Here is a 20,704-nt window from a genome sequence, read left to right on the forward strand (position 1 = left end):
TACATGTCACATCAAGAAATCATGGACGGGAATACAGCTGCGGCACATGTAGCGTATGCCTTTAGCGAAGTTGCAAGTATTTACCCTATAACTCCTAGTTCTACAATGGGAGAGAGTATTGATTGTTGGCAGACAGAGGGGCGTCAAAATCTCTTTGGTCAACCTTTAAAGATTGTCGAAATGCAATCAGAAGCTGGCGTAGCTGGTTTTGTCCATGGTTCCTTAAAAACAGGTGCCTTGACGACAACCTTTACCTCCTCGCAGGGCTTATTGCTGATGTTGCCCAACATGTATAAAATTGCTGGCGAATTGTTACCAACTGTTTTTCATGTGGCGACTCGCTCGGTTTCTACTAATGCTTTAAGTATTTTTGGTGATCATAGCGACGTCATGGCTGTCCGTCAGTCTGGCTTTGCTATGTTAGCAGAGAGTACGGTGCAAGAAGTGATGGATTTGGCAACCGTTGCACATTTATCTAGTTTAGAAACCAGTATCCCCTTCATCAGTTTTTTTGACGGTTTTTCGACTAGCCATGAAATGCAGAAAATCCATGTTTTGGAAGAGGAAGATATGAAGAGGCTCATCAATCAGGAAGCGTTAGAGATCTTTCGCTCCCGTGCCATGAATCCTAATCATCCAACAGTATCAGGTACGAATCAAGGACCAGATCTCCATTTTCAACAGCGGGAGACGGTCAATCGTCACTATGATGTGATTCCATACGTTGTTCAAAAATACATGAAAAAAATCAATTCTTTGCAGGGAACAGACTATGATCTCGTAACCTATCATGGGCATGAGGAGGCAACTGAATTAGTTGTCGCAATGGGATCGGTCGTCTCAACGATTAAGCAAACGGTTCATTATCTCAATCAAAAGGGGAGAAAAGTTGGGCTTATCCAAATTCATCTTTATCGACCATTCCCGATGGATACTTTTTTAGCAAGAATCCCCAAAACTGTAGAGGCGATAGCTGTATTAGACCGAACAAAAGAACCTGGTGCAATCGGAGAACCTTTGTTTATGGATGTTCAAGCTGCTTTTTATGCAAGCAAGCACCGTCCAACTATTATCGGAGGACGGTATGGGATTGGCTCAAAAGATACAAGCCCCGACCAGATTATAGCAGTCTATGATGAATTAACAGGACCTCAAGCGAAAAAACGTTTTACAATTGGAATTGAAGATGATGTGACGAATCTTTCCTTACCAAGTCTTCCAGCGCTTGATCTGACCCCAACCAATACCTTTCAAGCCAAATTCTGGGGATTGGGTGGTGATGGGGCGGTCAGTGTCAATAAGTCAGTGATGAGGCTGATTGGTGAGCATACCCAAAAACAGATTCAGGCTTATTTTTACTATGATTCCAGAAAACAAAATGGGGTTACTATCTCCCATTTGCGGGTAGGAGACGAGGTGATTCAGTCTCCCTACTTTATACAACAGATGGATTTTGTGGGAGTAACTAGTCAGGTTTATCTACGGCAATTGGATGTGTTGAAAGGCTTAAAGAAAGGAGGAACTTTTCTTCTGAATACCACTTGGACTAAGGAGCAGTTATCCAAACGTTTACCCGTTCATATTAAACAATTTTTGGCAGCTAATGATATTCAGTTTTATATCATGAATGCCTATAAAATTGCCCATGAAGCAGGATTGCTCCAGAAATTGAGCATATGTATGCAGGCTCCATTTTTTCAGCTAAGTTGCCTACTTCCATTGGAGGAAGCACTAAAGTGGATGCAGGAAGAAGTCATCAAGTCTTATGGTAAAAAATCAGAGGAAGTCATTGAACAGAACCTCCGTGCGATTGCCTTATCTGTAAATGCTTTTGAAAAAGTAGACATTCCACCAGAATGGCAGACCTGTACAGTTCTTGAAAAGAAAAGCCCCCTTTCTTCCTCTCCTTATTTTAAGGATATCCAGCTTCCTACAAACAGACTAGAAGGTCGGACAGTCTCAGTTGGACAACTTGTAAAGCATAAAATGGTCGCTGGAGATATTCCACTAAACACTGCTCGACAGGAAAAGCGAAGTTTGGCTCTAGAAGTGCCACAATGGGATTTTAGTCACTGTGTCCAATGCAGTCGCTGTTCATTCGTATGCCCTCATGCCGCTATCCGTCCTTTCTTACTTGAAGAAGATGAGCTAGATAAGGCACCAGAAGGGTACAAGGTCATGGATTTCAAAGGAAAAGACGGGCTTATGTATCGGATTCAGGTCTCAGTTGAAAATTGTACCGGTTGTGAGCTTTGTGTGAATGCCTGCCCTGCAAAGGGGAAGGCGCTGAAGATGGTATCGGCAGGGACAGACAATGAAGAGACCTTAAAACAAGAAGCGATTAACTGGGCATTTTCCATGACTTTGCGGGCAAAAGAGAATCCAGCTAAGCCAGGAACAGTCCCCCATACACAATTTGAGCAACCCTTATTAGAATTTTCAGGTGCCTGTTCAGGGTGTGGGGAAACCCCTTATGTCAAGCTCTTAACCCAATTATTTGGGGATCGGCTGATGATTGCCAATGCGACTGGGTGTTCCTCCATTTGGGGAGGTATGGCTCCAATGACCCCTTATAGTACGAATAGGTGCGGTCAAGGACCAGCCTGGAGTCATTCCCTGCTAGAAGACAATGCAGAGTTTGGCTATGGGATGATGGTTGCCAATACAGCTCGTAGAAAGGCATTGATTCCCTTAGTAGAAAAAGCAATGGCTGTCGCAAGTGTAGACTTATCTGCCCTACTTCAAGACTGGCTTGTACATATGGATAAAGGGCGGGGAACGAGAGCCCGTAGTGCTAAATTGGTCAGTCTCTTGGAAGTAGAAGCCTCAGATCGGTATCCAATTCTGCAAGAACTTTATGAGCAACGGGATCTATTTATCAAACCCTCCCAATGGATAATAGGAGGTGATGGCTGGGCTTACGATATCGGCTATGGAGGTTTGGACCATGTTTTGGCCAGCGGAGCAGATGTGAACATCCTTGTCTTAGACAATGAAGTATACTCTAATACAGGTGGACACCTCTCAAAAGCCACTCCGACCTCTGCTATTGCCCGATTTTCATCATCTGGTAATCATGGTAGTAAAAAAGACTTGGGTATGATCGCCATGACTTATGGCAATATCTATGTAGCACAAGTCGCAAGTGGGGCAAATCCGATTCAAGTGATCAAAGCCTTTGAGGAAGCTGAAAAATATCCAGGTCCCTCCCTTATTATCGCCTATGTTCCTTGTATTGCACACGGTTTAGAATTTGGTATGAAAAAAACCTTAGAAGAAGCAAGAGAAGCAGTCGAAACAGGGTATTGGTCTCTCTATCGCTACAATCCTCAGCTAGAGAAAGAAGAAAAAAATCCAATGCAGCTTGATTTCAAACGTCCAAACTTTGATAAAATGCTGGGCTTTATGCTGAAGCAAGAACGATTTTCTTCCTTGAAGCGTGTCAATCCACTTGAGGCGGACAAACTCTTTCAAAAAAACATTAGCCAAGCTAGACGTCGGTTTAAAAACTACGCCATTTTATCTGGAGATTATGAAACCTTTGTTAAAAATCAACAAAAAAGCTCCGTAGAGCTTTTCAGTAGGTTCCTTTAAACCAGCAAGAAAATAAGGTTTTAGCTTTTCCTCGTCTAGTATAGTTGTTTCGTTTACTTTTAGTACTAGGCAAGGAGCTGCAGGCTGCTTCAACAGTCTAATGACTGTTGAAGGTTGGAAATCATACTGACGATAGTCAGTAACAATCGTAGAGTACGGCAAAGCGAGTTCCAATCATCTAGAAGATGATTGGAAGTTGGAAATAGAGAAACGGAGTTTCCACAATTCATCTAGCAGATGATTGGAAGTTGGAAATAAGGAAACGGAGTTTCCACAATTCATCTAGCAGATGATTGGAAGTTGGAAATAAGGAAACGGAGTTTCCACAATTCATCTAGCAGATGATTGGAAGTTGGAAATAAGGAAACGGAGTTTCCACAATTCATCTAGAAGATGATTGGAAGTTGGAAATAGAGAAACGGAGTTTCCACAATCGTCGAAGTAATAAAAGTTAAACGAAATGAGGATATAAGCGATTGTCGGACTCCCTTTAAGCTAACCATTCTACATCGAATGTGTTACAAGAATGGAGCATCTTTTTATCAGGGAATTCATCTGAAACAATGGCTTTGTATTTGTCTAATGTATTAATCTTAAAGAAGCCAGTCTGATAAAATTTTGAATGGTCAATGAGTAAAATAGTTTCCTCGGCCTTGTCAATAACCCTTTTTTTAGAGAGTGCTTGGCCGAGTGAGACCTCATAAACAAATTGATCATCAATTCCACGAGCAGAGCAAAAAGCAAGATTGATTTTAAAATGATTTAGGAGAGTGTTTTCGACATCATGGTTGATAACAGAAGAAGAATGGTGTTTAATTTCTCCACCTGTGATGAATATTTTCATTGTTGGGTTGGCATATTCAGCTAATTTCTGAGCTGTATTGAGTCCATTGGTCAGTATAATCAGATTGTCAACGTTGCAAATATATGGACAGAGCTCATAAACTGTTGTACTGGAATCTAAGTAGATACACATACCAGGTCCAATAAAATCTTTGGCAAGATTGGCAATGACTCTTTTTTTATTGCGATGTTCACTTTCACGGAGGCTGTGTGAAAGCTCAATCGTGTTAAAGGAATTGAGGACAACTTCGCCATGTCGGCGTTTGAGGATTCCGTGTTCTTCTAAGTAAATTAAATCGCGGCGTAGGGTTGAAGTACTAGAAAAAGTTACTCTTTCTAGCTCTTTGATATTCATTCTTTTTTTGGTTTTAAGAATGTCGGTAATTTCTTGTCGTCTACTATCTCTACTCATTATTAGTCCTCCCTTTCTTTTTTATTATATCATAAATAACCATAAAAAGAATTTTTCTTCCGAAAAGTTCTTTTTATGTTGAACTTTTTCCATGATTTATTCCAAGTATTGAAAAAACGATTCTAAAGCATTATACTAACATCATGAAAACGATAACAAAGGAGGTGGCGCATGAAATCTGTTCTAGCGATTGATATTGGTGCAACATCTGGACGGGCTGTCTTGGCTAGAATTGAAGGCGGTCAGCTTATAATGGAAGAAATTAACAGATTTGCGAACACTCCAATTAAAGAACGTAGTCATTTATGTTGGAACGTTGATTTTCTTTTTTCAAAGATATTAGAAAGTATCCAGAAAGCTGTTGATCAATCAGAATTGTTATCAATTGGCATCGATACATGGGGTGTCGACTTTGTACTGATGAATAGTGAAGGAGAAAGGGTCTCTCTGCCAGTACATTATAGAGATGGTAGGACAAATGACATTTTGGAATCGGTTTCTCAAATGGCTTCATTATCTGATTTGTATTACAAGACAGGTAATCAATTGATGGAAATCAATACCTTATTCCAGCTGTTGGCTGCTAGGAAAGAAGAACCTGATGATTACTATAAGGCAGACAAGTTGTTGATGATGCCAGATTACTTTCATTTTTTATTGACAGGAAAAAAGGCCATTGAGCGCAGTATTGCCTCAACTACTCAGATGATTAATCCCATAACGAGTGATTGGAATCATGAAATTCTTGCACTTTTTGACATCTCTACCTCCCTCTTGCCATCTATTGTAGAAGAAGGCACTATTCTTGGTGAGGTTAAACCCGAATTTGGGTTTGGAGATGTCAAAGTGGTTACTGTTTGTGAACATGATACAGCAAGTGCAGTCGTAGCAATCCCTTGTCAGGGGCAAGATTGTCTTTTTATTTCATCAGGAACTTGGTCTTTAATTGGGACTGAAATTTCCGCTCCAATCATCAGTCAGAAATCCTTGGAATACAATTTTACAAATGAAACTGGACATGATGGAACAACGACCTTTCTTAAAAATTGCACCGGCTTATGGATTGTAGAGGAATTACGAAGAGAATACAAGCTACGCCGACAATGTTATAGTTTTGAGGATATTATGGCTATGGTTATAGCTTGCGATTCTGAGGTGGCTATAGTGGATACAGAGAGCCCAGAATTTGCTGAACCTGATCGGATGATTGAAAAAATAAGGCGGTATGCTGAACGAACCAACCAAGCTATTCCAATAACTGCCGGAGAAGTGTTCAAATCTGCCTACCTAAGTTTGGCACACAAATACAAGGAAGTAATCAAACAATTAGAAGAATTGACAGCTAGTACCTATCAAACCTTAAACCTTATAGGAGGTGGCTCCAAGTCAGAGTATTTTTCACAGCTAGTGGCGGATGTTACTGGTAAAACGGTTATGACAGGATTAACAGAGGCAACAGCAATCGGCAATAGTATCATCCAAATGATTGCTATGGGAGAGATAGAAACGCTGACCTCAGCAAAAGAGATGATTAGGCAGTCGATCACAACAACTTATTATTACCCTACTCAAAAGGAGGTTATTCATGACTCACTATCCTAAAATTGGAATTCGTCCAACGATTGATGGACGCCAAGGAGGCGTGCGCGAATCGCTAGAAGAAAAAACAATGCAGATGGCTTTGGCTGCAAAGGAATTGATTGAGAGCAATCTCTATTATGCAGATGGCACTCCAGTTCAATGTATTGTTGCCAGTCGGACGATTGGTGGCCAGGGAGATGCAGGCATCGTCTATGATGAATTTTCAAAAGAAAATATTGTAGCGACCTTATCTGTTACTCCAAGTTGGTGCTATGGTACAGAGACGATGGATATGGATCCACATACCTTAAAAGCAATCTGGGGATTTAATGGAACAGAACGACCAGGAGCCGTTTATTTGGCAGCAGCCATGAGTGGTTATGCCCAGAAAGGGTATCCAGCTTTTAAAATTTATGGACGCGATGTACAAGATTTAGATGATAACAGTATTCCCGAAGATGTTGCCCACAAAATCTTGCTTTTTGCTAAAGGAGCAGTTGCTGTGGGGCAGATGCGGGGTAAATCTTATGTGAATATTGGTGCTTCATCCATGGGAATCGCTGGCTCACAGGTAACATCAAGTTTCTTTGAAGATTATCTAGGAATGTTGGTCGAATTTGTTGATATGACAGAGATTTTGCGCCGTATTCAACTTGAAATCTATGATCAAGCAGAATATGAAAAAGCATTGGCCTGGATTAAGACAAACTGTCATGAAGGGGTCGATATCAATACAGGGAAAGATTTTCCAGATATTATCACTAAATCGAAGGTGATACCTGCAGATAAGGATTGGGAATTTATTGCAAAACAAACGTTAATTATCCGAGATATTCTTTTTGGAAATCCTGCTCTTGCTGCAATTGGTTGGGAAGAAGAGTCTAGGGGACGCAATGCTATCTCAGGTGGTTTTCAGGGTCAACGTCAATGGACGGACTGGTTACCAAATGGTGATTTTGCAGAAGCTATTCTAGCTTCAACCTTTGACTGGAATGGACCACGTCCTGTAACAGCCTTTGCGACAGAAAATGACACCTTAAATGCAACAGCCATGCTTTTTGGAACCTTACTAAGTAATAAAGCACCTATTTTCTCTGATGTTAGAACTTATTGGAGCCCAGAAGCTGTTGAGCGTGTGACTGGAAAACAATTAGAAGGTCGTGCCCAACATGGTATTCTTCATTTGATTAATTCTGGAGCATCTGCCCTAGATGGAACTGCGGCAGCGAGAGATGACAAAGGCAATCCAACCATGAAAGAATTTTGGAATATGTCAGAAGCGGATGTTACAGCTTGTTTGAAGAATACAGATTGGTGTCGTGCCAATTACGAGTATTTCCGTGGTGGTGGTTTTTCCTCTCATTTCAAGACTGCAGCAGAATTGCCAATTACCCTTATTCGTGTGAATTTAGTAAAAGGGATTGGACCAAGCTTGCAAGTAGCAGAAGGCTATACCTGTCTTTTGGAAGATGAGATTCACAAGGTACTGGATGAACGAACAGATAAGACTTGGCCGACTACTTGGTTTGCTCCAAATCTTGGAGAACCTGGTTTTGAGACAGTTTATGATGTCATGAATCACTGGGGATCCAATCATGGTGCTTTTGTTCAAGGTCATATCGGGGCAGAAGTATTGACGCTTGCAAGCATGCTTAGAATTCCAGTTGCCCTACACAATATTCCTAAAGAACGCATCTTCCGTCCGAGCATCTTCGATGGTGTTGGAACGAAAGATTTAGAAGCAGCTGATTTTAAAATGTGTGAAGTGCTAGGACCACTATATCAAAAATAAGGAGACAATACGGATGTTAATGGAAAGTGAACGGAAGGAACTAATAAAATACGGGAAAAAATTAGTTACAGAGGGTTTAACTAAAGGAACTGGTGGAAATCTTAGTGTTTTTGATCGTAGTCGAGGATTGGTTGCCATAACACCTTCAGGCATTGATTTTTTTGAAATAAAAGAAGAAGATATTGTAATTCTTGACCTTGAAGGAAATATTGTTGAAGGGAAGAGACTTCCCTCAAGTGAGTGGTACATGCACTTGATTCAATATCAAACGCGTGAAGATATCAATGCAGTTATCCATGCTCATACGACATACGGAACAGTCCTAGCTTGCCTAAGAGAACCCCTTCCAGCTACTCATTACATGATTGCAGTGGCTGGTAAAGATGTTCGGGTAGCAGAATATGCGACTTATGGCACGACAGAGCTAGCGATAAACTCTGCTAAAGCAATGGAAAATCGGAGAGCTGTTTTCCTTGCTAATCATGGTATTCTAGCAGGTGCTCAAGACTTGCTAAATGCCTTCAATATTGTTGAAGAAATAGAGTATTGCTCAAAAATTTACTGCATAGCAAAAGCAATTGGAAGTCCCGTTGTTTTGCCTGATGAGGAGATGGAACTAATGGCTGAAAAATTTAAAACGTATGGCCAAAGAAAATAAACACATTACATTAAAGTTTGGAGGATCAATCTCATGAAAAAACGGTTATTTAACTGTGCACTTGTCTGTCTCATCGCTTCAGCAAGTCTTGCAGCTTGCTCTAGTGGTGGTTCAAAATCGACAACTGCTTCAAAAAATGATGAAACAGTTTTAGAATTCTATCACGGTTATCACCACAGCAAGGACGAGTGGCCAGTAGCTCAAGTGATGCGTGACTTGTATGACGAATTTGCTAAAGAACATGCTGATGGAAAAGTGACATTCAAACCAATTCCTGTATCTGGTAGCTTGGTAGATACCATGAATAATAAGGTAGCCAGTGGTGAATTTCCAGATGTCATTGACTTGGCTGGACAACAGATTTCATTGGCAGCTATTGAGCAAGGATTGGTGCTGGACCAAAAACCTTTTATTGATAAAAATAATCTAAAGGCAAATGTTGGTCTTAATTATACCCAAAACCAAGTAGATGGTAAGATTTATACTGTCCATGAACAACTCTTTACAATGGGATTGTGGTACAATACAGCGATTTTTGAAAAAGCTGGCGCTAAATCTCCAGATAAGTGGGAAACTTGGAATGATTTCACAACAGCCATGGAGGCTGTTCGGAAAGTGGATAATGTTTATGCCTTTGGTGCTGGAGAGCCGGCAGTCCGTCTATTGAATACCTATCTTGGCGCGACAGAAGAAGGGCGTAAACTTCTTGAAGCACCATTTTCTAGAGAAACGATTGAATCGAAGGTCTTTACTGAAGCCTTGACTGCAGTTATGAAAGCGGTTCAAGCCAATGGTTCAGAAAATGCAGGCGGTAGTGCTGACACCTACTCAGCAGACTTTGTCCAAAATAAATCATCCGTCTTTTTCAATGGTGTGTGGGCTTCAGGTAGCATGGTAGATAATACAGCCATCGCTCCAGGAATCTATCCTGGTAGTGTAGCCATCAGCTCCTCTGGTGGAGGGATTACGATTTCAGATACTATGAGTGAGGCTGAAAAAGAATTGGCACTAGAATTTATGGAATATATGACGAGCGATGAGGTTCAAAAAGTTATTTTTGAAAAAGTAGGAGCCAATCCATCAAATGAAAATGTTGATATTGCAGGTTTGGCTGAATCTAGCTCTGATCCTACTGTAAAACTATTGGGTCAAGCAATTTCTCAAGTAAAAGATGCTAAATATACTGTGAAGACTATTAGCGATGCTTGGAGTGGAGATGTTCAGACTGCTCTTATCACTGCTCTTAGTGAAAGTGCTTCCAATAGTGTTCATATTGATCAAAAAGTTCAAGAAACAAAAGACATTTTATTAGCCTTGATTAGTTAATACTCTATAAACATCAACATCTGACTAGACGAGGAAACTGCAGATAGCATTGAAGTGCAGTAAGGCAAGTCAACAAGGTCAGGATTTGATTTTTGATGAGTAGAAACTGTTTCGAGTGTCGTGTTTCCTACATGGCACTCTTCTTTTATGATAGGAGTTTTTAATGGAAAGACAACAAGTAAGCATGAAGAAAAGGAGTAACCAAAAACGGCTATTTATTTTCTCATTCCTTCTTCCTACTATAATTTGTTTTTCGGTATTTTATCTATACTCAGTTGTAACCGTTGTCGTCTCTTCTTTTATGAAATGGGACTATACAAATTTGGATAATCCTACATTTTATGGTATCTCAAAATTGTTTACCAACTATGAGTATATTTTTAAACAATATCCTTTTTTCTGGGAAGCCCTAAAGAATTCATTGATGTGGGCGATGATTGGTGTATTGGTTCAAGTTCCTTTGGCTGTCAGTGTAGCGATCGCTTTTTCCAAGATGCTAAAGGGATGGAAGATTGCTCGAAATCTCTATATTGTTCCCAGTATTATTTCCAGTGCCGCAATGGGATTGATCTTTCTACAGATTTATGATCCCAACTATGGTGTTGCAAATGAGCTGATTCGAATTGTGAATCCTAACTTTACCGGTGCAATATTGTTAACGCCTAAACTAAATCTGATTGCGATGACTGCAGCCTATATTTTCTTTGCAGGAACCTCTACAATTATGGTATTAGGTCAAATTTTTGCTATCCCAACTGAGATTTACGAGGCTGCTACTTTAGATGGCATTTCTGGCTGGCGTAGGGAACTATATATTACGATTCCCATGATTAAAAATACGATTAAAACCGTTTCTATATTGGCAGCAACAGCTGGTTTTCTACTTTACAATGAGGTTTACTTCTTGACGAACGGTGCCGCAGGTTCTCGTAGTATCAGCTTTATCATCCGAGAATTAGCAGTAGCTAGTTCAAGAACCCAGTACGCACGTGCTAATACCGTTGGAGTTTTTCAGATTTTAGGCGGTATGCTCATTATTTTCTGTATCAACCTTATCTTTGGGTTGGGAAAGCCAAAAATAAAGGGAGGAAAATGAGATGAATCAAAGTTCAAATGGATTAACGAGATGGGGAAAAGCCTTGGTTTATAGCTATATGCTATTGACCTGCTTGATTTCAATATTTCCTCTGTTATGGGTATTTTTATCATCATTAAAAATTGATCCAACCATGGAGCCAGGATTAACTCTTCCCCAACAGATCACCTTTGAGGGCTATATTAAAGTTTTTACAGAAATGAATGTCTTACATTATTTTTGGAATAGCTTTAAGGTGGTAACAGTATCTGTCATATTGAGTATCACCATGATTTCTATGTCTGCCTATGTGATTGCACGCATGGATTTCCGCGGGAAAGGGCTTGTGACTGCTATGATATATTCGACCATGTTTATTCCAGCGACAGCAATGACCTTTCCAGTCTACAACTTGGTAAATAAGTTGGGAATTTACAACACACCAGTAGCTTTGATGTTTGTGTATACCTGTAGCGGTATTGCCATGAGTTTCTTTATCATAAGAAATTACTTTTCTATTATTCCAAAGGAGTTGGAAGAGGCAGCAGAGATGGATGGTGCAAGCTATGCGCAAACGTTTTGGAAGGTTATGTTGCCGATTGCTAGACCGGGTATTCTAACAGCAGCGATTCTAGCTTTTATGAATAACTGGAATGAGTATTACTGGGCATCAATGCTGGTCATTGATAACAATGAGCTGACGGTACCAGCCTTACTAGGACAATTTACAACAAGCTTTAACACCAATTATAATGGTTTATTCTCAGCTATTGTTGTCATTGTCTTGCCACCTATTATTTTATTCGCATGTACAAGTAAGTACTTTATTGAAGCCTTAGGAGGAGGGGCAGTAAAAGGATGAGTAACAATTTAGAAGCAATTAACAGACGTACAGAATGGTTTCGAGATGCCCGATTCGGGATGTTTATCCACTGGGGATTGTATTCTATTCCTGGAAAGGGAGAATGGATTCGTAGTCATCAAGAAATGAGCATAGAAGATTATGAACCCTACTTTGAAGCCTTTAACCCAATAGATTACAATCCTCGTGAGTGGGCAAGAGCTGCCAAAGCAGCAGGTATGAAATACATGGTCTTAACAGCTAAGCACCATGACGGTTTTTGCTTGTTTGATTCAGCCTATACTGATTATAAAGCAACCAATACCTTGGCTGGTCGTGATTTAGTAGCTGAATTTGTCGAAGCAGTTAGAGCAGAAGGTCTAAAAGTGGGGCTCTATTTTAGCCTAATTGATTGGCGCCACAAGGACTATCCAAAGTATGGAGATCTCATTCATCCCATGCGCAATAATGAAGCTTTTAAAGACGAAATCATTGATTTTGAACATTACCTAACGTATCTCCACAATCAAGTGGAAGAAATTGTGACAAAGTATGGAAAGTTAGATATCCTATGGTTTGATTACTCTTATGAGGAGATGTTTGGTGAAAAATGGAGGGCGACTGACCTGATTAACATGGTCAGAAAGCACCAGCCAGATGTGATTGTTGATAATCGTCTAGAAACCTCAGGAGAAGGCTTTGGCAGTATCGTGACAGACCAAATCAATATCTATTCAGGGGACTTTGTTAGTCCAGAGCAAATTGTCCCACACGAGGGAATTCGCAACTATAAAGGCGAGTTTATCCCATGGGAACTTTGTTTGACCATGAATAATAACTGGTCCTATAATCCGACTGACTATCTCTATAAACCTTCAAAAGTGTTGATCCGTAAATTGGTCGAATGTGTTAGCAAAAACGGGAACATGATTTTAAATGTTGGTCCAGATGCCTTAGGAAACATTCCAAAAGAAAGTCTTTCCATTCTCAGTGATTTTTCAAAATGGATGCAAAAAAATGGTGCTGCTATCTATGGCAATGGCTTTGCTGATTTGCCTAAACCTGATTGGGGATATTACACAAAATCAGGCAACACTATCTATGCTCATATTTTTGAACAACCGATTGGACCGATTGCCTTGCTGGGTATTGACGAAGAAAAGATTCATCGGATGTCTTTTCTTCACGATGGTAGCGAGGTGCAAATTTCTAAGAGTTGGACAACCAATGCGTATGAAGGGATTTGTTTCGCTCAATTTGGCGATATTCCACATTTTACTTATCCTATCCCAGATGATGTAGACTCTGTCATCAAGATTGAGTTGAAGTAAGACAAGAGGATGAAAAATGCTACAACTTGAATGGAATCATGTTTATACAAAATACCAGAATACCATGCACCATTCTATTACGGATGGTGATGTAAGGATTCTTCATCTTTGTAAAGCTCATTTCTTTCATGATAAGATAGAAGAAGCAATGGATTAAGGAGGTACTTGATGGGAATTTCTATTTCAAAGTCTAATTGTTTTCATTTACAAACGGAACATTCATCTTATATTTTTCAAGTCCTGGATAATGGTGATTTGGGTCATGTTTATTATGGTAGTAAAATTCATCTGAAAGACAGGTATCCAGATTTGATGCTTGTAGAAGAAAGAGGATTTGAACCCTATTCAATCGCTGATAATCCCGCTTTTCAACCTAGTCTAATGCGCTTTGAGTATGGTGGTTATGGAAAAGGTGATTTTAGACATCCAGCTTATCAGATTCAAGATGTAACTGCTAGCCGAATTAGCCAATTGGTTTATCATTCACATGAAATAGTAGCAGGCAAGCCTAATCTAAAAGGACTGCCTGCCAGCTATGCTGGAGAAAGTGATGCAGTTGAAACTTTAATTGTTACAATGGTTGATGATATGATAGGATTGGTCGTACATCTCTCTTATACAATTTTTCCTGAAGTAGATGTCATTGCACGAAGCGTCCGTTTTGAAAATAAGGGGAGCAAGCCCTTAAAACTATTGAATGCCATGAGTTTACAGTTGGATTTACCAGATAGCGATTATGATTTTATCCACTTTACAGGTGCCTGGTTGCGGGAAAGACAGTTTGAACGTCATCCATTGAGAGCGGGATTGCAGGCAGTCGATAGTCTAAGACATAGTTCCAGTCCCCAGCACAATCCCTTTGTCATGTTAGCCTCACCAAACACTACAGAGGATACAGGAGTTGCTTATGGCTTTAACTTTATCTATTCGGGAAATCACTTGGAACAGATTGAGGTAGATCACTTTGGAAAAAGTCGGGTACTTGTGGGTCTAAATCCTTTTGATTTTTCATGGGAGTTGCAAAGCGGGGCCAGTTTCCAGACACCTGAAGCGATTCAAAGTTTTACAGTAAAGGGGTTGAACCATCTGAGTCAATCCTTACATCGTTTTTATCAGGAACATTTAGTAAATCCTAACTTTGCCAACCAAGAGCGTCCCATTTTGATAAACAGTTGGGAAGCTACCTATTTTGATCTGACAGAAGAAAAGCTCTATCAATTTGCAGATCGAGCCAAAGAACTTGGCATTGAGTTACTGGTCGTTGATGATGGATGGTACGGTCATCGCAATGATGATTCATCTTCGCTGGGAGATTGGTTTGTAAATCGGGATAAACTACCGAATGGCTTGAAACCTTTATCAGATTATGTGCATCGGATTGGTTTGAAATTTGGACTATGGTTTGAACCTGAGATGATTTCAGAAGATAGCAATCTCTTTTATCAACATCCAGAGTGGCGAATCGAAAGTCCGGGTAGACAACCTAGTCTTGGACGCCAACAGTTTGTCCTAGATTTCTCTCGACAAGAAGTAGTAGATGCAATCTTTGAACAAATGTCTCGCGTGATCGATGAAACAAATCTAGATTATATCAAATGGGATATGAATCGGCATATCACGGATAGTTATAGTTTGGCTCTGCCACCGTCGCAGCAACAGGAGTTCGGTCATCGCTATATTTTAGGTGTCTATCGCCTCTATGAACGCCTAACAAAACGCTACCCAGAAGTACTGTTTGAGTCTTGTGCTTCAGGAGGAGGTCGTTTTGACCTGGGAATGATGTATTACGCTCCTCAAGCCTGGACAAGTGATGATACTGATCCGATCGAGCGACTAAAGATTCAATTTGGAACCTCCTATGGCTATAGCCTTTCAATGATGGGAAACCATGTATCTGTTGTCCCGAATCATCAAAGTGGTCGTATGACTTTAATGTCAACGAGAGCCCACGTCGCATTTTTTGGTCTTTTGGGCTACGAATTTGATATCACAACTTTGTCCCAGAAAGAGATGGAGGATATTAAAAACCAAATAATATTCTATAAACAGTATCGCCATCTTTTTCAGTTTGGACAATTTTATCGCTTGATAAGTCCATTTGAAAGAGATAAAAATCAGGTTTCTTGGCAACTTGTATCAAAAGATAAGTCACTATCTATTGCAGCCCACTATCAAATTCTAAATCAGCTTAATCCAGGTGCTATTCGCTTCCGCTTCAAGGGACTTGATGCTGACAAGCAATATCGTGTGTCAGGTTATCAAGGAATGTATTTTGGGGATGAACTGATGAATGCTGGTTTAGATATCCGGCTAGCAAATACTCCTGGAGAAAGAGTGCTCAGTACTAAAGATTTTGACTCAAGATTAGTGATTATTACAGAAAAGTAGAGAATAGTCAGGTCCTCACAATACTAAAGAAGCCTTATCAAATGCTATTCCACCACTTTCAACACAAGTGCTACACTTCTTGTCAGGGAGGGGTATCTACAACCTTTATTTGATATAGTGTCTTCGAAACATGGAGTTTATCTGCGTTTGAGAGACCTTTATGGAGAGAATGAATTAGTAGGATAGCTATTTGTAAAAGATACAGGTGTATTGTATAAAGAAACGGTTGAAGAATCAATCAACTTCTACTCACTAAAAATCAAAAGTAGACTAGCTTTCACAATTAAGAATTGTGAAAGGCTGGGAATGAGATTAGCACCGCTCATTTCCTTATAATCGAAGCCGAAGGTAGAACGAGCGTTCGCCAAGGCAAGTTGACGAAGTATCCTTTTGATTTTTAAAGAGTATTCAACGCTATTAGTAAGGAGAAAATATATGTCAACTTTTTATGTCCCATCCGTTAATCTTATCGGTCGTGGTGTGATCAATGAATTTGCTAGTCATATGGCAGAGCGTGGTTTCAAAAAAGCCTTGATTATAACGGATCATTTCATTGCTTCAAGTGATATTTTACCAAAGGTGACCGCCCCCCTTTCAGAAGCAGGAATTGAATATGTTCTTTTTGAAGATGTTGATCCAAATCCAAGTTGTAAAAATGTCTATGATGGTCTGGAGTTTTTGAAAGAAAATGACTGTGATGTCATTGTTTCAGTAGGAGGTGGCTCTCCTCAGGATGCTGCAAGCTGTATTTCCATTATGGCAACAAACGGTGGAAAACCTCAAGATTATGAAGGGCTTCATAAATCTACAAATAAAGGCTTGCCAGTGGTGGCTATTAATACAACAGCAGGGACTTCAGCAGAAATAACGATTAATTATGTGATTACTGATGAAGAACGTAAAGTAAAAATGGTGATGGTTGACAAAAACAGCCTAGCTATTATGTCAGTCAATGACCCAGAACTGATGCTTTCAAAGCCAGCAAATTTAACAGCAGCAACCGGTATGGACGCCTTGACTCATGCGATTGAAGCCCTTGTAACACCAGGAGCCTATGATGTGACTAAAAAATTGTCAATTGGGGCTATCGAGCTTATTAATGAATACTTGCCCCGAGCCGTAGCGAACGGACAGGATATTGAAGCGCGTGAAGCTATGGTGAATGCCATTTTCCTTGGTGGTATGTCCTTCAATAATGCAGGTCTTGGCTATGTTCACTCAATGGCTCACCAATTAGGTGCTGTCTATCATCTTCCACATGGTGTTTGCTGTGCAATGCTCCTACCTATTGTCGAACGAGAGAATGCTAAACGCGTTCCTGTTGCCTTCCGTAATGTCGCTAAAGCATTCGGTCTCATAACTGAGGGCAAGACTGACGAGGAATGTGCGACATTTGCAATCGAAAACATCGAGCGCTTATCTGAAATGGTTGGTATCCCTAAAAAACTGACAGAACTTGGCATCGTAGAAGAAGAGTTTGATTTTGAATATCTTTCTAAAAATGCCTTAGTGGATGCCTGTGCTCCAGGAAATCCATTCATGCCAACCTTGGAAGAAACCATCGCTTTCTATAGAGAATTATTTTAAGGGCTTGATGCCTTTCCTTTTGTCCAATAATCAATGGCTTTTGTGCTACTTCCTATCAAATAGTCAGCACATCACCTACAGATAATCATCTTGTCATCTGCATGAATGTAGATGGCTTTTCGAGTCTGTTTTGATGAGCTTGTTCGTGTGTTAGAGAGTGTCTGAATGTTACTTTTTAAAGTGAAATGACTATAGTAGCTTGAGTTTTGCTCATACGACGAAATAATCTTCAGAAAGATAGTTGTCGTTTTGTCCCAAATATTGTATAATATTTGGGACAAGGTGGTGAGGAATTGAGTAACATAAAAGCTAAAATTAATAGTAAGATTGATAATCTACCAGACGGCGCAGTCTTTATTTCAAATGATTTTCTAGAACTCGCTGATTATGAGACTATTAGAAAAAACTTGAATCGATTTGTTAACGATGGAACGATTCAACGTATTGTAAACGGTGTGTATTACAAACCAAGGTATATTGAATTGATTGGGGAATTTGAGTCTCCTTCAATAAATGAAGTGGCTATTGCCATTGCTAGAAAATATAATTGGACAATTGCACCTTCAGGGAACACAGCTCTAAATTTATTAGGGTTGTCAACACAAGTTCCAGCTCAATGGACTTATATTTCTGATGGACGGTATGTAAATTTTTTAATTGGAAATACGAAACTAGTGTTCAAGCGAACAACAAACAGTACCATTTCAAATATGTCACAATTAACTGCACTCGTTATTCAAGCCATCAAAGCTATTGGAAAAGATAATATTTCAGAAGAACAGATTCTTTATCTTAAGAATAGGTTAGCCATAAGTGATAAAGAGAAACTTCTTGAGGAAGGCAAGACTACCAGTGCATGGATTTATAAAATCTTGAAAAAAATAGGAGAATCCTAAAGATGCTAGAATTTAAAAAAATTTCCAAAGAAGACCTTCAAGCCATTATTAGAAATGCTTCGGAAAGACTTGGTATCAATGAAGTGATCGTTGAGAAAGACTATTGGGTTTGTTTCGTACTCAACTATCTCTTTACAAAGAGTGAATGGAAGGATGCTTTTACATTTAAAGGGGGTACAAGTCTTTCTAAGTGCTATGATTTAATTAAGCGATTCTCAGAAGATATTGATTTAATCTTGGATTGGCAGGTGATTGGATATGGTAAAGACGAACCGTGGCAATCCCGTTCAAATACGCAACAGGATAAATTCAATAAGGAATCAAATTTAAAAGCAGAAGACTTTCTTGTGAATGCGTTAATTCCACAGATGAGGTTAGATTTTGCGAAACTGCTTGAAGATGATTTTCAAATTAGTATAGATGTAAATGACCCACAAACAGTGCTTTTTGAATATCCGACAAGTTTCCAATCAGAGTATGTGAAGCAAAACATTCGCTTAGAAATTGGTGCTCTAGCTGCCTGGACACCTCTGAAATGGTAGAGATTACTCCTGATTTATACAAGGTTTACCCGACGTTATTTGTGGGAGATAGTATTTCAGTTAGGACTGTTTTACCAGAGAGAACCTTTTGGGAAAAAGCTACAATTTTACATCATGAGGCAAATAGACCAGCAGATAGTAAAATGCCTATACGTTATGCACGGCATTACTGTCTTGCCCATTCGATTTATAAGAATAGAGCTTTACGAATCAAGAGTTATTGGAGAAAGTGGTTTCATTTAAGGAAAAATTTTATCCTCGAAAATGGGCAAAATATGAGGACGCAACCATTGAAAGAATTAGATTGCTTCCAGATGATTACAGATTAAAAGAAATTGAAACTGATTACAACCAAATGAAAGAAATGTTTTATGGGTTTGTGCCATCATTTGAAGAGGTGTTAATAACTATCGCTAATTTAGAGAAAGAAATCCATAAACTTTAGACATCAGTTATTTTAAGAAAAAAGGTTGGGCTTCCATCAGGAGTTCCCAGCCGTTTTTTGATAGCAATTCTGATAGCTTTTTTCCGTTCCCCAGTATAATTCTAAAATCACCATCACTCCCTTTCGTCTATTAGTATAGAAGAAGGCTCTCAGCACATGTTGAGGCGGTAAGTTTGCTAGTCAAGGAGCGAAGCGACGACGAATAGCATTTACTTCCGCCCATGCGACAAGGTGAGACTGAAAGTTGAGAGAGTGCCCTGGGGCATAGCTGTCCAAGAGCTAGGAGCGTGGCGACGTAGCGATTGGAGACAGCGAACCGCCGAGTGTGTTGCTCTGCTCGTAAAATCCTAGAAACCTTTGAACGAAAGCATGTTACAAAGCCTTGGAGACAAGGCTTTTTGTCGTATAGGGGGGTAAGTATCAGAGTGAGAGTACAAGTTGAATGAGTAGGTTTGATAGCATGATGATGAGGTGATTTATTTCCACAAACCCTAGGGGGTACGTGTTTGTTTCCATAGACTAGGTGTTAATGGGAATAAACGTACCCCTTCAATCACTACTCTGGTCTGAAGAGAAAAGAAAGATATTAACTGTGTATATGATATAGCAAGTCTTATCACGAAATAAACTTATACTTCGTTTACAAATACGATTATCTTCTGCTATAATTGTACCTATAGGAGAGTACTATGAAACGGTTGTTTAAATGTTTAGGAGTGGTAGTTCTATTCGCTCTATTCTCATATGGCTTTTATTATCTATCACGTTTTGAAGAAGATGTTGGCGAGAGGGCTTATCATGATAAGAAAACGGAGCTTTTTCATCAAAATCCAGATGTCTATGCTTGGTTAAGGGTTGAAGGCACAAAGATTGACTATCCTGTTGCCCAACACCCAACAGAAGATAGCTATTACCTATCTCATGATTTGGATCGAAATGAGACTTACTATGGTGCGATTTTTACAGAGTTGGTGAATACCAAGACCTTCAATGATTCTGTAACGATTATTTACGGTCATGCCATGGTTGATGATTCTATGTTTGGCTCCTTGGATTATTTTGCGGATCGACAGTTTTTCAAAGACCATACTCTGATAAGGATTGATACGATAGACCATCGTTATGAATATGACATCGTAGCTGTACACCCTTATATAGATGACCACCTCTTTGAAAGTTTCCAGCTAGGGACGAGAAGTGGCTTAACCCACTACCTTGACACCCTGAAGGAACGAGTAGAGACCTATGGTGGTGCTTATCGATCCTTGCCGATTGAAAACGACAAGGACAGGTTTTTAATCCTTTCGACATGTGATGCTGTGAACAATAATCAGCGCTATGTCGTTACTGCTAAGTTAAGAACTGTCACAGAAAGGACAGATACATGATACAC

The 20,704-nt window shown here is 39.7% G+C and carries 16 protein-coding genes; 15 read left to right on the forward strand and 1 reads right to left on the reverse strand.

Features of this window, described 5'->3' with window-relative positions; genetic code table 11:
- Positions 1-3: 3 nt before the first annotated feature.
- On the forward strand, positions 4-3,594 hold the full coding sequence (gene nifJ / locus ACVPON_RS06755; RefSeq protein WP_462877438.1) for a pyruvate:ferredoxin (flavodoxin) oxidoreductase: 3,591 nt from the start codon (positions 4-6) through the stop codon (positions 3,592-3,594).
- A gap of 490 nt (positions 3,595-4,084) precedes the next feature.
- On the opposite strand, the gene ACVPON_RS06760 is transcribed toward nifJ, so the two are convergent.
- Complete coding sequence (locus tag ACVPON_RS06760) at positions 4,085-4,849, reverse strand: DeoR/GlpR family DNA-binding transcription regulator (RefSeq protein ID WP_462877440.1); 765 nt, start codon at positions 4,847-4,849, stop codon at positions 4,085-4,087.
- Positions 4,850-5,020: 171 nt separating this feature from the next.
- Between ACVPON_RS06760 and ACVPON_RS06765 the strand changes: the two genes are divergently transcribed.
- From ACVPON_RS06765 to ACVPON_RS06830, 14 genes are all read left to right on the forward strand, one after another.
- Complete coding sequence (locus ACVPON_RS06765; RefSeq protein WP_462877441.1) at positions 5,021-6,451, forward strand: rhamnulokinase; 1,431 nt, start codon at positions 5,021-5,023, stop codon at positions 6,449-6,451.
- The gene (locus ACVPON_RS06770) at positions 6,435-8,222 is read left to right on the forward strand and encodes an L-fucose isomerase (RefSeq protein ID WP_462877443.1); all 1,788 of its coding nucleotides are present in this window, start codon (positions 6,435-6,437) and stop codon (positions 8,220-8,222) included. The genes ACVPON_RS06765 and ACVPON_RS06770 overlap by 17 nt, the downstream gene beginning before the upstream one ends.
- 13 nt (positions 8,223-8,235) lie before the next feature.
- Positions 8,236-8,880: an L-fuculose-phosphate aldolase gene (locus ACVPON_RS06775; RefSeq protein WP_462877445.1), complete on the forward strand. Its 645-nt coding sequence runs from the start codon at positions 8,236-8,238 to the stop codon at positions 8,878-8,880.
- A gap of 33 nt (positions 8,881-8,913) precedes the next feature.
- Complete coding sequence (locus tag ACVPON_RS06780; RefSeq protein ID WP_462877446.1) at positions 8,914-10,206, forward strand: ABC transporter substrate-binding protein; 1,293 nt, start codon at positions 8,914-8,916, stop codon at positions 10,204-10,206.
- Between the two features lie 163 nt (positions 10,207-10,369).
- Positions 10,370-11,302 (forward strand): carbohydrate ABC transporter permease, encoded by a 933-nt coding sequence (locus ACVPON_RS06785; protein ID WP_462877448.1) that lies wholly within the window; start codon positions 10,370-10,372, stop codon positions 11,300-11,302.
- A 1-nt stretch (position 11,303) separates the two neighbouring features.
- Positions 11,304-12,143 (forward strand): carbohydrate ABC transporter permease, encoded by an 840-nt coding sequence (locus ACVPON_RS06790; RefSeq protein WP_462877450.1) that lies wholly within the window; start codon positions 11,304-11,306, stop codon positions 12,141-12,143.
- A complete protein-coding gene (locus ACVPON_RS06795; protein WP_462877452.1) occupies positions 12,140-13,453 on the forward strand; it encodes an alpha-L-fucosidase in 1,314 nt (437 codons plus the stop codon). The genes ACVPON_RS06790 and ACVPON_RS06795 overlap by 4 nt, the downstream gene beginning before the upstream one ends.
- A 16-nt stretch (positions 13,454-13,469) precedes the next feature.
- Positions 13,470-13,610, forward strand: a complete 141-nt coding sequence (locus tag ACVPON_RS06800) for a hypothetical protein (protein ID WP_462877454.1) — start codon at positions 13,470-13,472, stop codon at positions 13,608-13,610.
- A gap of 11 nt (positions 13,611-13,621) precedes the next feature.
- Positions 13,622-15,841, forward strand: coding sequence for an alpha-galactosidase (locus ACVPON_RS06805; protein ID WP_462877455.1), 2,220 nt, complete (start codon positions 13,622-13,624; stop codon positions 15,839-15,841).
- A 435-nt stretch (positions 15,842-16,276) separates the two neighbouring features.
- Positions 16,277-17,428 carry an iron-containing alcohol dehydrogenase gene (locus ACVPON_RS06810; protein WP_462877458.1) on the forward strand — a complete coding sequence of 384 codons (1,152 nt, stop codon included), beginning with the start codon at positions 16,277-16,279 and terminating at the stop codon, positions 17,426-17,428.
- Between the two features lie 293 nt (positions 17,429-17,721).
- The gene (locus ACVPON_RS06815) at positions 17,722-18,324 is read left to right on the forward strand and encodes a DUF6088 family protein (protein WP_462877471.1); all 603 of its coding nucleotides are present in this window, start codon (positions 17,722-17,724) and stop codon (positions 18,322-18,324) included.
- A gap of 2 nt (positions 18,325-18,326) precedes the next feature.
- Positions 18,327-18,866 carry a nucleotidyl transferase AbiEii/AbiGii toxin family protein gene (locus tag ACVPON_RS06820; RefSeq protein ID WP_462877460.1) on the forward strand — a complete coding sequence of 180 codons (540 nt, stop codon included), beginning with the start codon at positions 18,327-18,329 and terminating at the stop codon, positions 18,864-18,866.
- A gap of 229 nt (positions 18,867-19,095) precedes the next feature.
- Positions 19,096-19,311, forward strand: coding sequence for a hypothetical protein (locus tag ACVPON_RS06825; protein ID WP_462877462.1), 216 nt, complete (start codon positions 19,096-19,098; stop codon positions 19,309-19,311).
- Positions 19,312-20,000: 689 nt separating this feature from the next.
- A complete protein-coding gene (locus tag ACVPON_RS06830; RefSeq protein WP_462877464.1) occupies positions 20,001-20,699 on the forward strand; it encodes a class B sortase in 699 nt (232 codons plus the stop codon).
- The last annotated feature ends 5 nt before the right edge of the window (positions 20,700-20,704 follow it).

The sequence above is a fragment of the Streptococcus sp. 1F3 genome (genome assembly GCF_054968985.1).

Excerpts from the sequence above, each read along its gene's own strand:
- ACVPON_RS06765 (WP_462877441.1), top strand. The coding sequence starts at position 5,021 with ATGAAATCTGTTCTAGCGATTGATATTGGTGCAACATCTGGACGGGCT.
- ACVPON_RS06820 (WP_462877460.1), top strand. The coding sequence starts at position 18,327 with ATGCTAGAATTTAAAAAAATTTCCAAAGAAGACCTTCAAGCCATTATT.
- ACVPON_RS06780 (WP_462877446.1), top strand. The coding sequence starts at position 8,914 with ATGAAAAAACGGTTATTTAACTGTGCACTTGTCTGTCTCATCGCTTCA.
- ACVPON_RS06805 (WP_462877455.1), top strand. The coding sequence starts at position 13,622 with ATGGGAATTTCTATTTCAAAGTCTAATTGTTTTCATTTACAAACGGAA.
- ACVPON_RS06785 (WP_462877448.1), top strand. The coding sequence starts at position 10,370 with ATGGAAAGACAACAAGTAAGCATGAAGAAAAGGAGTAACCAAAAACGG.
- ACVPON_RS06800 (WP_462877454.1), top strand. The coding sequence starts at position 13,470 with ATGCTACAACTTGAATGGAATCATGTTTATACAAAATACCAGAATACC.
- ACVPON_RS06770 (WP_462877443.1), top strand. The coding sequence starts at position 6,435 with ATGACTCACTATCCTAAAATTGGAATTCGTCCAACGATTGATGGACGC.
- ACVPON_RS06830 (WP_462877464.1), top strand. The coding sequence starts at position 20,001 with ATGAAACGGTTGTTTAAATGTTTAGGAGTGGTAGTTCTATTCGCTCTA.
- ACVPON_RS06790 (WP_462877450.1), top strand. The coding sequence starts at position 11,304 with ATGAATCAAAGTTCAAATGGATTAACGAGATGGGGAAAAGCCTTGGTT.
- ACVPON_RS06775 (WP_462877445.1), top strand. The coding sequence starts at position 8,236 with ATGTTAATGGAAAGTGAACGGAAGGAACTAATAAAATACGGGAAAAAA.
- ACVPON_RS06810 (WP_462877458.1), top strand. The coding sequence starts at position 16,277 with ATGTCAACTTTTTATGTCCCATCCGTTAATCTTATCGGTCGTGGTGTG.
- ACVPON_RS06760 (WP_462877440.1), bottom strand. The coding sequence starts at position 4,849 with ATGAGTAGAGATAGTAGACGACAAGAAATTACCGACATTCTTAAAACC.
- nifJ (WP_462877438.1), top strand. The coding sequence starts at position 4 with ATGTCACATCAAGAAATCATGGACGGGAATACAGCTGCGGCACATGTA.
- ACVPON_RS06795 (WP_462877452.1), top strand. The coding sequence starts at position 12,140 with ATGAGTAACAATTTAGAAGCAATTAACAGACGTACAGAATGGTTTCGA.